This window comes from Streptomyces sp. NPDC002835 (assembly GCF_053591995.1).
On record NZ_JBSFUW010000028.1, the window covers coordinates 35,972 to 47,861 of the forward strand.

9 protein-coding genes and 1 riboswitch are annotated in these 11,890 nt (G+C 73.3%); of the genes, 6 read left to right on the plus strand and 3 right to left on the minus strand.

Annotated features, from left to right (window positions below):
* Nucleotides 1–43: 43 nt before the first annotated feature.
* Nucleotides 44–121: riboswitch (cobalamin riboswitch) on the plus strand.
* A 145-nt stretch (nt 122–266) separates the two neighbouring features.
* The 5 genes from ACWD01_RS26095 to ACWD01_RS26115 are packed head-to-tail and all read left to right on the plus strand — an operon-like array spanning nt 267 to nt 6,127.
* On the plus strand, nt 267–1,502 hold the full coding sequence (locus tag ACWD01_RS26095; protein WP_451165229.1) for a prenyltransferase/squalene oxidase repeat-containing protein: 1,236 nt from the start codon (nt 267–269) through the stop codon (nt 1,500–1,502).
* Nucleotides 1,502–2,155 carry an SCO2322 family protein gene (locus tag ACWD01_RS26100; RefSeq protein ID WP_451165230.1) on the plus strand — a complete coding sequence of 218 codons (654 nt, stop codon included), beginning with the start codon at nt 1,502–1,504 and terminating at the stop codon, nt 2,153–2,155. Before ACWD01_RS26095 ends, ACWD01_RS26100 begins: the two co-directional genes overlap by 1 nt.
* The gene (locus ACWD01_RS26105; protein ID WP_451165231.1) at nt 2,152–3,480 is read left to right on the plus strand and encodes an energy-coupling factor transporter transmembrane protein EcfT; all 1,329 of its coding nucleotides are present in this window, start codon (nt 2,152–2,154) and stop codon (nt 3,478–3,480) included. Before ACWD01_RS26100 ends, ACWD01_RS26105 begins: the two co-directional genes overlap by 4 nt.
* Nucleotides 3,477–5,204: an ABC transporter ATP-binding protein gene (locus tag ACWD01_RS26110; RefSeq protein ID WP_451165232.1), complete on the plus strand. Its 1,728-nt coding sequence runs from the start codon at nt 3,477–3,479 to the stop codon at nt 5,202–5,204. Before ACWD01_RS26105 ends, ACWD01_RS26110 begins: the two co-directional genes overlap by 4 nt.
* A complete protein-coding gene (locus ACWD01_RS26115; RefSeq protein ID WP_451165233.1) occupies nt 5,201–6,127 on the plus strand; it encodes an ECF transporter S component in 927 nt (308 codons plus the stop codon). The genes ACWD01_RS26110 and ACWD01_RS26115 overlap by 4 nt, the downstream gene beginning before the upstream one ends.
* An 11-nt stretch (nt 6,128–6,138) precedes the next feature.
* On the opposite strand, the gene ACWD01_RS26120 is transcribed toward ACWD01_RS26115, so the two are convergent.
* Nucleotides 6,139–7,308 (minus strand): steroid 3-ketoacyl-CoA thiolase, encoded by a 1,170-nt coding sequence (locus tag ACWD01_RS26120; protein ID WP_451165234.1) that lies wholly within the window; start codon nt 7,306–7,308, stop codon nt 6,139–6,141.
* A 278-nt stretch (nt 7,309–7,586) separates the two neighbouring features.
* On the opposite strand from ACWD01_RS26120, the gene ACWD01_RS26125 reads away from it, so the two are divergent.
* Entirely contained in the window at nt 7,587–8,849 is a 1,263-nt protein-coding gene (locus tag ACWD01_RS26125) for a cytochrome P450 (protein ID WP_451165235.1), read from the plus strand.
* Here the strand turns inward: ACWD01_RS26125 and ACWD01_RS26130 are convergent.
* On the minus strand, nt 8,836–9,204 hold the full coding sequence (locus tag ACWD01_RS26130; protein WP_451165236.1) for a glutaminyl-peptide cyclotransferase: 369 nt from the start codon (nt 9,202–9,204) through the stop codon (nt 8,836–8,838). The genes ACWD01_RS26125 and ACWD01_RS26130 overlap by 14 nt on opposite strands.
* Nucleotides 9,205–9,616: 412 nt before the next feature.
* The gene (locus ACWD01_RS26135; protein WP_451165237.1) at nt 9,617–11,677 is read right to left on the minus strand and encodes a bifunctional glycosyltransferase 87/phosphatase PAP2 family protein; all 2,061 of its coding nucleotides are present in this window, start codon (nt 11,675–11,677) and stop codon (nt 9,617–9,619) included.
* Nucleotides 11,678–11,890 lie beyond the last annotated feature (213 nt).

Here is an 11,890-nt window from a genome sequence, read left to right on the forward strand (position 1 = left end):
ACCGGCCGGTAGAGTGTCGGCGTCGTCATCATTACCCGTACGGGGGGAAGCCGGTGCGAATCCGGCGCTGACCCCGCAACCGTGAGCCGCCTGTTTTCCGGGGCGGCGAGCCGGAATGCCCCGTACGCGGTCGTGACCGGCTCGTGTCACCGGCAGCCCGCCGGTGACCGGCACCGTCGAGGCATACGGAGCCGGAGCCCAGGTGCGTGAGCGTGCCCGTGCCCGGTTCCCCGCCGGGAGTACCGCAGGAGAGGCACCGCCCCGCCATGAACACCGTTCGCCGCTGCGCAGCCACGCTCGTCGCCTCCGCCGTGCTCGGCCTGACCGCCGCGCCCGCCGCCCTCGCCGCACCCTCCCCGACGCCGTCGCCCGAACTGCCCGCCGGCCTCTACGGCAAGACCGACCCGACGTACGACGGCGTCTGGCGCCAGTCCCTCGCCCTGCTCGCCCAGGACACGGCCGGTGTGCGGCCCGCGGACGCGGCCGTCGCCTTCCTGACCGGGCAGCAGTGCGCGAACGGCGGTTTCCCGTCGTACCGCGCCGACACCGCCAAGGACTGCGACGCCGCGCTGCCCCTGGACACCAACGCGAGCGGCGCCGCCGTGCAGGCGCTCGCCGCGCTCGGCGGGCAGGACGCCGTCGTGAAGGAGACCGTCGGCTGGCTGAAGTCCGTCCAGAACGAGGACGGCGGCTGGGGCTACAACCCCGGCGGCGCGAGCGACGCCAACTCCACGTCCCTGGTGATCGGCGCGCTCGCCGCGGCCGGCGAGCGCCCGGCCGACGCCAAGGCCAAGGGCGGCAAGACGCCGTACGACGCGCTGCTGACGTTCGCGAAGCCGTGCGGCGGCGAGGACGGCGGCGCGTTCGTCTACCAGGTGAAGTCCCCCGGCATCGTCGCCGACTCCACGGCCGCCGCCGTGCTCGCCTCCCACGGCAAGGGCCTGGCGGCGACCGGCGGCAACGCGGAGGACGACAAGGGCACCGCCTGCGAGAAGACCACGACCCTCGACGGCGCGGCGCACAACGGCGCCGCCTACCTCGCGAAGGGTCTGGCGAAGAAGGGCCACTTCGACACCCCGCCGATGCCGGGCGCCGAAGACTCGTCCCCCAAGCCGGACTTCGGCAACACCGCCGACGCGGTGGTGGCGCTGTCCGTGCAGGGTCTCCCCGAGCAGGCGGCGCAGCCGCTCGCGTGGCTGCGGAAGAACTCGGCGTCGTGGGCGCAGGAGAACGGCCCCGCCGCCTACGCCCAGCTGATCTTCGCCGCGCGCGCGGCCGGCGCCGACCCGAAGGACTTCGGCGGCACGGACCTGGTCGCCGCGCTGTCCGCGAGCGGCCCGGCGCCGAAGGCGGCGGCGTCCGAGTCGCCGGCCGCGAAGGACGAGAAGAAGTCCGACGACGGCTCGTCCTCCTTCAACACCTGGTGGATCGTGGGCGCGTTCTTCGTCGCCGCCATGGGCGCGGGCTTCCTGCTCAGCGGCCGCAGGAAGAACCAGAGCTGATGCGACGCACCCGCTCCCTCCTCGTCCTCGTCGGCCTCGGCGCCCTGCTCACCGCGCTGGTCGCGGCCCCCGCGCAGGCGGCGGGCTACCGCTACTGGTCGTTCTGGCAGAGCACCGACGGCCGGTGGACGTACGCCACCGAGGGCCCGGCCACCGCACGCCCCGCCGACGGGTCCGTGCACGGCTTCCGCTTCTCGGTGAGCGAGGACAGCGGGGACTCCGCGAAGCCGCGCACGGCGCCCGACTTCGCGGCGATCTGCGCGAAGACGCCCGCGAAGGACGGCACCAAGCGGATCGCCCTGGTCATCGACCCCGGCACGGCGACGGACGCCCCCCGGGGCGAGACCCCGCCGGCCCGGCGCACGGCCTGCGTCCAGACCGACGAGACGGCGACGACGGCGGAGGCCCTGGCGCGGGTCGCGAAGCCGCTGCGGTACAACAGCCAGGCCCTGCTGTGCGCGATCTCGGGCTACCCCAAGTCGGGCTGCGGCGAACAGGTCTCCGAGCGGGAGTCCGCGTCCGCGTCCGCGTCCGCGTCCGCGTCCGAACCGGAGCCGGACGAGGGCCCGTCCGTCGGCCTCTACGCGGGCCTCGCGGCGGTGCTGGCCCTGGCGGCGGCAACGGTCTGGCAGTCCCGCCGCCGCAAGCGATGACCCGGGACGACGGCGTGTCGGCCCCGCAGCCACACCCAGCGGGGGCGATTCCAGCCCCGCCGGCGTTTGAGGCGCGGGGGCCCGGGGGCGGAGCCCCCGAAACGGGGCCCGGTGCGGAGCCCGCCACGCGGCGGAGCCGCATATCGGTACAGCGGGAAGGGGCGGGGAGGGGACAAGCCCCGCGCAGCGGTCCCACCGCCACCACGCCCCCGCGCACCCACCCCCTCCGTCCCCCCACCGCCACCCGCGCCAACGCCCTCCCCGCCACCGCCTGGTGGATCTGGGCGCTCGGCCTCGCCGTCGCCGCCTCCCGCACCACCAACCCCCTCCTCCTCGCCCTGCTCGTCGGCGTCGCCGGTTACGTCGTCGCGGCCCGCCGCACGGACGCCCCCTGGGCCCGCTCGTACGGCGCGTTCGTGAAGCTGGGGCTCGTCGTCATCGCCGTACGCGTCGTCTTCTCCGTCGTCCTCGGCTCCCCCATCGGCGGTACGCACGTCCTGTTCGCGCTCCCCGAAGTCCCGGTGCCCGACTGGGCGGACGGCATCCGGATCGGCGGCCGGGTATTCGCCGAGCAGATCGTCTTCGCGCTGTACGACGGCGCGAAGCTGGCGTCGCTGCTGATCTGCGTCGGCGCCGCCAACGCGCTCGCGAACCCGGCGCGGCTGCTCAAGTCGCTGCCGGGAGCGCTGTACGAGGCAGGCGTGGCCGTCGTCGTCGCGATGACCTTCGCGCCGAACATGGTCGCGGACGTGCTCCGGCTGCGCACGGCCCGCCGGCTGCGCGGCCGCCCCACCGGCGGCGTACGGGCGGTCGCCCAGATCGGGCTGCCGGTCCTGGAGGGCGCGTTGGAGCGGTCGGTCGCGGTCGCCGCGTCCATGGACGCCCGGGGTTACGGGCGCACCGCCCAGGTCCCGCCCGCCGTGCGCCGCACCACGAACGTGCTGACGCTCGGCGGGCTACTGGGCGTGTGCGCGGGGTCGTACGGGCTGCTCGCCGCCGAGGGCGCCGAGTACGGGCTGCCGCTGCTGGCCGCGGGGCTCGTCGCGGCGGCCGGCGGCCTGTGGCTGGGCGGCCGGCGTTCTGTCCGTACCCGTTACCGTCCCGACCGGTGGGGCGGGCGGGCGTGGCTGGTGGCCGGTTCCGGCGTGGCCGTCGCCGGGCTGATGATCCGGGCCGCCGTGTACGGGGGTGAGGCGCTGCACCCCGGTGTCGTACCGCTGACGGCGCCCGCGCTGCCGGTGTGGCCGGCGTTGTCCGTACTGATCGGCCTGCTGCCGGCGTTCGTCGCGCCGGTCCCCGCGGGAGCCAAGGAGTCGACCCGGTGATCCGCTTCGAGAACGTCTCGGTGACGTACGGCGACGCCGCCGGGCCCACGCTGGAGAACGTCGATCTCACCGTTCCCGAAGGCGAACTGGTGCTGCTCGTCGGCCCTTCGGGGGTCGGCAAGTCGACCCTGCTGGGCGCGGTTTCGGGGCTCGTCCCGCACTTCACGGGCGGCACGCTGCGCGGCCGGGTCACGGTCGACGGCCGTGACACGCGTACCCACAAGCCCCGTGAACTGGCGGACGTGGTCGGCACGGTGGGCCAGGACCCGCCGGCCCACTTCGTCACCGACACCGTCGAGGACGAGCTCGCGTACGGCATGGAGTCGCTGGGCCTCGCGCCGGACGTGATGCGCCGCCGGGTCGAGGAGACGCTCGACCTGCTCGGCCTGGCGGAGCTGCGGGACCGGCCGATCGCGACGCTGTCGGGCGGCCAGCAGCAGCGGGTCGCGATCGGCTCGGTGCTGACGCCGCACCCGAAGGTACTGGTCCTCGACGAGCCGACGTCCGCGCTGGACCCGGCGGCGGCGGAGGAGGTGCTGGCGGTGCTGCAGCGGCTCGTCCACGACCTCGGCACGACGGTCCTGATGGCGGAGCACCGCCTGGAACGGGTCGTGCAGTACGCGGACCGGGTCGTCCTGCTGCCGGGGCGCGGCGAGCGCCCCGTGGTCGGCGACCCGGCGACGGTGATGGACGTGTCGCCGGTCCACCCGCCGGTGGTGGCGCTGGCCCGGACGGCGGGGTGGACTCCGGTGCCGCTGTCCGTACGGGACGCACGCCGCCGTGCGGGCTCGCTGCGGGAGCGGCTGGAGGGCCTGTCGCCTGCCGACGGCCGCCCGGCGCCGGCGGACACGGTGCGCGGCGCGGTGCGCGGTCCCGACCCGGGGGCGGGACCTGGCCGCCGCCTGCTCTCCCGCTTCCGCCGCCCCGCACCCGCGCCCAACCCCGTACCGACCGACCCGTCGGTACCCGTCGCCATCACCACCCGGCTCACCGTCCGCCGCGGCCGTACCGAAGCGCTGCGGGACGTCGGCCTCGGCGTCGCCCCTGGCGAGACCGTCGCGCTCATGGGCCGTAACGGCGCCGGGAAGTCGACCCTGCTGTCGACGCTCGTGGGCATGATCGAGCCGACGAGCGGCACGGTGGAGATCAACGGCCGTACGCCCCACCGCACCCACCCCCGTGAGCTGATCCGCCATGTCGGGCTCGTCCCCCAGGAGCCGCGCGACCTGCTCTACGCGGACACGGTCGCCGCCGAGTGCGCGGCGGCGGACACCGACGCGCAGGCGGCGCCCGGCACCTGTCGCGCTCTCGTCAGCGAGCTTCTCCCCGGTGTGCCGGACGGCACCCATCCCCGCGATCTGTCCGAGGGGCAGCGGCTGGCTCTCGCGCTGGCGCTCGTCCTCACCGGCCGGCCGCCGCTGCTGCTCCTCGACGAGCCGACGCGCGGCCTGGACTACGCGGCGAAGGCGCGGCTGGTGGGGATTCTGCGGGGCCTCGCCCGGGACGGGCACGCGATCGTGATGGCGACCCACGACGTGGAGCTGGCGGCCGAACTGGCGCACCGGGTGGTGATCCTGGCCGACGGCGAGGTGGTGGCCGACGGCCCGACGGCCGAGGTCGTGGTGTCCTCCCCCGCGTTCGCCCCGCAGGTGGCCAAGATTCTCGCGCCGCAGCAGTGGCTGACGGTCGCGCAGGTCGAGGCGGCCCTGGAGACACCACGATGAGCAGGGATGAGACGCCTTCGAAGAGGACGGGGAGCGCCGACCGCCCCGTCCGCCTGGGTCCGCGTTCCGTCGCCGCGCTCGTCCTGATCAGCGGCATCGGCGTCGCCTTCTTCGGCTGGCCGCTGCTCGCCGACGCGCAGTCGGGCCTGGCGGCGCACGCCGGTGACGCGCCGTGGCTGTTCGCCGCGATGCTGCCGCTCCTGGTCGCCGTCGTCGTCGCGACGATCGCGGACACCGGGATGGACGCGAAGGCGGTGGCCATGCTGGGCGTGCTGGCCGCGGTCGGGGCGGCGCTGCGCCCGCTGGGCGCGGGGACCGCCGGGCTGGAGCCCATGTTCTTCCTCATGGTCCTCAGCGGGCGGGTCCTCGGCCCGGGTTTCGGTTTCGTGCTCGGCGCGGTGACCATGTTCGCGTCGGCGCTGCTGACGGGCGGCGTCGGACCCTGGATGCCGTTCCAGATGCTCTCGATGGGCTGGTTCGCGATGGGCGCGGGCCTGCTGCCGGGCCCGGACCGTGTCCGGGGGCGGCTGGAGCTGCTGATGCTCGCCGCGTACGGGGCGGTCGCGGCGTTCGCGTACGGCACCGTGATGAACCTGCACGGCTGGACGATCATCACGGGCATGGCGTCGGGCATCTCGTTCCAACCGGGGGACCCGCTCCACGAGAACCTGGTGCGCTTCGTCGCGTACTGCGCGGCCACCTCGCTCGGCTGGGACCTGGGCCGTGCGGTCCTGACCGTCGTCCTGACGCTCACCCTCGGCGCTACGCTCCTCAAGGCGCTGCGCCGGGCGACCCGACGGGCGGCGTTCGACGCACAGGTCACGTTCGAGATCGATGCGGCGCGGGAGTCCGAAGGGGCTGCGCGCGAGGCGACGGGGCGGGGCGGGGGTCGGCCCGCCCCGTCGCACAGAGTCCGACCATGACCCTGCGGACCTCAGATCCGCTGGATGATCGTCCCCGTCGCCTGCGCGCCCCCCGCGCACATGGTGATCAGTGCGAACTCCTTGTCCCGGCGCTCCAGTTCGTGGAGCGCCGTCGTGATGAGGCGGGCGCCGGTCGCGCCCACCGGGTGGCCGAGGGCTATCCCGCCGCCGTTGACGTTGACCCTCTCGAGGTCCTGGTCGAAGACCTGCGCCCAGCTCAGCACCACGGACGCGAACGCCTCGTTGACCTCGACCAGGTCGATGTCCTTGAGCGACATCCCGGCCCTGCCGAGCACGGCTCGCGTCGCGTCGATGGGCCCGTCCAGGTGGAAGTGCGGGTCCGCGCCGACGAGGGCCTGGGCGACGATACGGGCGCGGGGCTTCAGTTTGAGCGCCCTCGCCATGCGCTTGGACGCCCACATGACGGCGGCGGCGCCGTCCGAGATCTGTGACGAGTTTCCGGCGGTGTGGACGGCTGTCGGCATGACCGGTTTCAGTCCTGCGAGCGCTTCGAGCGAGGTGTCGCGGAGCCCTTCGTCCCGGTCGACGAGGCGCCACATCCCCTGCCCGGCGGCCTGCTCCTCCTCCGTCGTCGGCACCTGCACGGCGTACGTCTCACGTTTGAAGCGCTCCTCGCTCCACGCGGCCTGCGCCCGCTGCTGGGACAGCAGCCCGAGCCGGTCCACGTCCGCGCGCGTCAGGCCCCGGCGGCGCGCGATGCGCTCAGCGGCCTCGAACTGGTTGGGCAGGTCGACGTTCCACTCCTCGGGGAACGGCTTGCCGGGCCCGTGCTTCGACCCGCTGCCCAGCGGCACCCGCGACATGGACTCGACGCCGCAGCTGATGCCGACGTCGATGACCCCGGCCGAGATCATGTTGGCCACCATGTGGCTCGCCTGCTGCGACGATCCGCACTGGCAGTCCACGGTCGTCGCGGCGGTCTCGTACGGCAGGCCGACGGTCAGCCAGGCGGTGCGCGCGGGGTTCATGGACTGCTCGCCGGCGTGGGTGACGGTGCCGCCGACGATCTGTTCGACGCAGTCGGCGTGGATGCCGGTCCGGCCGAGGAGTTCACGGTAGGTCTCGCCCAGCAGATAGGCGGGGTGGAGGTTGGCGAGCAGTCCTCCCCGCTTGCCGATGGGGGTGCGTACGGCTTCGACGATGACGGGTTCCGCGGCCATGAGCTCGTCCTCTCTGCGGCCGTACGGGCGTCCCGGCGCCCTTACGGGCCGAACTCTGGGAGACTCTCGAACTAGTACGCGTTCTAGTTCTGCCAGAAGTCTTATGAGTGCTACCGCCGGTACGCAAGGGTCTTGCAGGCCTCTTACTGGGACCCTCAGCCGCAACAGTTCCGGCCGCGAGCCTTGCTACTTGTAGAACCCGTTATTACCTTTCGGCCACTTCCTGATGGCCCATCAGGTGGTCCGACCGCACCCCGACGCCGAAGCGGGAGCTGCCGATGTCCTGCCCCCATCTCCCCCCAGGGTTCGACTTCACCGACCCCGACCTCCTCCAGGCCCGCGTCCCCCACCCCGAGTTCGCCGAGATGCGGCGCACCGCACCCGTCTGGTGGTGCGAACAGCCCGCCGGTGTCTCCGGCTTCGACGACGAGGGCTACTGGGCCGTCACCCGGCACGCGGACGTCAGGCACGTCTCCACGCACCCCGAGCTCTTCTCCTCCCACACCAACACCGCCGTCATCCGCTTCAACGAGACGATCAGCCGCGACCAGATCGAGGTCCAGAAGCTGATCATGCTCAACATGGACCCGCCCGAGCACACCCGCGTCCGCCAGATCGTCCAGCGCGGTTTCACCCCACGGGCGGTGCGTTCCCTGGAGGCCGCGCTGCGCCGCCGCGCACGCTCGATCGCCGAGACGGCGGCGGCCGGCGCTGGAGCGGGAGCCGGTGCGGGAGCGGACGGCAGCTTCGACTTCGTCACCGACATCGCGGTCGAACTCCCCCTCCAGGCCATCGCCGAACTCATCGGCGTCCCCCAGGAGGACCGGTCCAAGATCTTCGGCTGGTCCAACAAGATGGCCGCGTACGACGACCCCGAGTACGCCATCACCGAGGAGGTCGGCACCGAGGCGGCGATGGAGATCGTTTCGTACGCGATGAACCTGGCGGCCGCGCGCAAGGAGTGCCCCGCCGACGACATCGTCAGCCGGCTGGTCGCGGCGGAGGGCGAAGGGAACCTGTCCTCCGACGAGTTCGGCTTCTTCGTCATCCTGCTGGCGGTGGCCGGAAACGAGACCACCCGCAACGCGATCAGCCACGGTATGCACGCGTTCCTCACCCACCCCGAGCAGTGGGACCTCTACAAGCGGCTGCGCCCCGAGACGGCGGCCGAGGAGATCGTGCGCTGGGCCACGCCGGTCGTCTCCTTCCAGCGCACCGCGACCCAGGACGTGGTCCTGGGCGGCGCCCGCATCAAGAAGGGGGACAGGGTCGGCCTGTTCTACTCGTCCGCCAACAACGACCCCATGGTCTTCGACCACCCCGAACGCTTCGACATCACCCGCGACCCCAACCCGCACCTCGGCTTCGGCGGCGGCGGCCCGCACTTCTGCCTCGGCAAGTCCCTGGCGGTCATGGAGATCAACCTGATCTTCGACGCGATAGCCGACGCCCTCCCCGACCTCCGCCTCGCGGGCGACCCACGCCGCCTGCGCTCGGCCTGGCTGAACGGCATCAAGGAACTCCGGGTCACACGGGGCTGAGCTGACGAAGGACGCCCCCCGTCGCGGTGAAGGTGTCGGGGTCGCGGAAGACGAGCCGGTCGGAGCCGTCGCTCATCACCAGCCGGTCCTGCCCTGCGCCGCGTTGGCGGCACAGGCCCCAGCCCTCGCCCTGGTAAGCGACCCGACGACGTTCCACGGGCGAGACGGGGTCGCGTTCGAGGGCGATGCCGTCACGCCACGTGATCTGCCAGAGCTTGTCGCCGGCCAGGGTGATGCCCCTCCCCGAACAAGGGCGTCGGCAGCTCGGCGTACACCGTGGGCGGCTTGCCCGGCGGTCCGGCGCGCACGGAGGACTCACAGCCGGATATCGCCCAGCCGGTCGAGCGCGGCGCATGCCGTCTCAGGTTTCCGTGAGCCCTCTGCGAGGCGTGGTCGACGCGAATCCCGACGGAGGCGCGCCCGCCCCGGTCCCGTCGTGACGGCGACGCCCGGTCAGGCGACGTGCTGCGTCAGAGTCCAGGCCCCGGCCACCTCCGGTCGGCCGAGCGGAGGCCCTTCGCCCCTCACCTGCCGTCCGATCGGCCCGTGCCCCAACAGGCGTGCGCGGACGACGAGTCCGGCCGGGGCCTCGCGCTGCTGGCGCCGTCGTGGACAAGTGGGGCGTGGACGTCACGCACGGGAAGCCGGGCAGGACGGTCTGGTTCGAGGTCGCCCAAGTGGCGGAACCGGCCGTCGTGGCGGACGATTACTGGACGCGGCGATCCACCCCGGCGGGTGCGGACCTGGTGCCCGTACCCGCCGGGGCCTCATGCGTTCTGCGCCGCCGCCTCCTTGCCGTCCGCATGTGCGTCGTCCGCTTGCGACCTCGCCCCCGGCACCGAGTGCGCAGGCACCGGGTCCGCGCCGACCAGCAGTTGTCTGCGCCCCGCCAGCAGGTACGTGAGGCCGAAGCCCGCGCCGACGACCACCGCGCCGCCCGCCGCGTCGAGGACCCAGTGGTTGGCGGTGGCGACGATCGCGCAGACCGTGAACAGCGGGTGCAGCAGCCCCAGCAGCTTCATCCACAGCCTGGGCGCCAGCAGCAGGACCACCAGTCCGCACCACAGCGACCAGCCGAAGTGCAGGGACGGCATCGCCGCGTACTGGTTGGTGACGGCGGTCATCGCGCCGTAGTCGGGGTTGGCGAGGTCCTGGGGGCCGTGGACCGTGTCGATGAAGCCCATGCCGGGCATCAGCCGCGGCGGCGCGAGGGGGTAGAGCCAGAAACCGAGGAGCGCGAGCAGCGTCGCGAAGGCGAGCGACGTGCGCGCCCAGCGGTAGTCGGACGGCCGGCGCACGTACAGCACGCCGAGGACGGCCAGCGGGACCGCGAAGTGGAACGACGTGTAGTAGAAGTCGAAGAAGGTCTCCGCCCATGTCACCTTCACCACCGCCTGGTTGACCCAGTGCTCGATGTCGATGCCGAGCGCGGCCTCGACGGAGAGGATCTGCCTGCCGTGTTCCTCCGCCGCCGCCACGCCGCCGGTCGCTGCGGCACGGATCTGGGAGTAGACGGAGTAGCCGACTCGGATGACCAGCAGTTCGAGCAGCAGGTTGGGGCGGCTGAGGGCGCGCCGCCAGAACGGCAGCAGGGGTACGCGCGCCCAGCGGGCGGGCACCGGTGCGGCGTACGCGGTCGGGACGGGCCGGCGGAAGTGCGGCGAGCCGAGCGGCAGGAACGGCACCGCGCAGGCCGCCGCCAGCGCGGCGACGAGGAGCGCGTTGTCCCGGACGGGGTGCAGGGCGGGGACGTTGGGCAGCAGCATCGTGCCCGGCAGCGTGATCGCGAGGACGACGAGTACGGGCCACAGCAACCGGTCAGCGGCGCGCCTGCCGACCCGGCCGACGACGGCGAGCAGCACCCACAGGAGTTGGTGCTGCCAGGCGGTCGGTGAGACGGCGACGGCCACGCAGCCGGTGACGGCCACGGCGAGCAGCAGCTGTCCGTCGTGGGCGTAGCGGACGGCGCGGCGCAGACCGAGGTAGACGACGCCGGCCGCGAGCAGCAGATAGCCGGCGATCTCGGGGCCGCCCTGGAGGCCGAGGCGCAGGAGCGCGCCGTGCAGCGACTGGTTGGCGAGGCTGTCGGGGCTTTCGCCGAGCCCGGCGCCCGCGACGTGGTGCACCCAGTACGTCCATGAGTCGCCGGGCATCGCGGCCCAGGCGAGTGCGGAGAGGGCGGCGAAGGCGCCCGCCGAGGTCACGGCGGCACGGCGGCGGCCGGTGAACCACAGCAGCGGTGCGAAGAGCAGGACGGTCGGCTGAAGGGCGGCGCCGATGCCGATGAGCAGGCCCGCGGGCCGCTCTCCGCGCACGGCGAGGCAGCCGAGGAGGACCAGCAGGACGGGGATGACGCTGGTCTGGCCCAGGTGGAAGCTGTTGCGGACGGGCAGCGACAGCATCAGCAGGCTGATCGCGACCGGCGCGGCCAGCAGGGTGCTGCGGCGGGACACGGGGATCGGCAGGGCGCGGGCGGCGACCAGGCCGACGAGCACCACGAGCAGCAGGGTGCCAAAGGTCCAGGCGACGCCGAGGCCCTGCTCGGCGGAGTGGGCGAGTGGTCTGAGGACGAGCCCGGTGAACGGGGTGCCGGTGAATCTGCCCTCGTCGTAGAGGGAGCCGGGGACGTGGAGGACGCCGTTCCGCCCGGTCCAGGTCCCCAGGTCGAGGAGCCGCTCACCGGGCGGCAGGGTCAGTACGGCCGCCGCCTGCCGTATGGCGAGGACGGCGGCGAAGAGCCACAGCGCGGCCCTGACGGTGCCGATCCTCGCATCCGCCGCCACTGCCGCCGCCGCACCGCTGCGCGGGCTGTGTTCCGCGTTCGCCACGTCGCGCCGAGCCTCCCCACCGGTTCACTCGTCCCGTTGTGTGTTGCCCAGGTGTCCACCGGGCGTCCGTGGAGCGTGGTACCGCCCCGTGGAGAAGACCCACGGAACTCCCTGTTCACCTGACTGTCACCCCGTCCGTCCCCACTCAACGGCCGGAATGCGGTGTCCGGTCACGGGAGAGGAACAGATCCGTCCGGACGGGAACCGCTGGTG

Bases quoted from the DNA above. Each gene is read 5' to 3' on its own strand.
- ACWD01_RS26120 (WP_451165234.1), bottom strand. From the start codon at position 7,308: ATGGCCGCGGAACCCGTCATCGTCGAAGCCGTACGCACCCCCATCGGC.
- ACWD01_RS26105 (WP_451165231.1), top strand. From the start codon at position 2,152: ATGACCCGGGACGACGGCGTGTCGGCCCCGCAGCCACACCCAGCGGGG.
- ACWD01_RS26130 (WP_451165236.1), bottom strand. From the start codon at position 9,204: ATGCGCCGCGCTCGACCGGCTGGGCGATATCCGGCTGTGAGTCCTCCG.
- ACWD01_RS26100 (WP_451165230.1), top strand. From the start codon at position 1,502: ATGCGACGCACCCGCTCCCTCCTCGTCCTCGTCGGCCTCGGCGCCCTG.
- ACWD01_RS26115 (WP_451165233.1), top strand. From the start codon at position 5,201: ATGAGCAGGGATGAGACGCCTTCGAAGAGGACGGGGAGCGCCGACCGC.
- ACWD01_RS26125 (WP_451165235.1), top strand. From the start codon at position 7,587: ATGTCCTGCCCCCATCTCCCCCCAGGGTTCGACTTCACCGACCCCGAC.
- ACWD01_RS26095 (WP_451165229.1), top strand. From the start codon at position 267: ATGAACACCGTTCGCCGCTGCGCAGCCACGCTCGTCGCCTCCGCCGTG.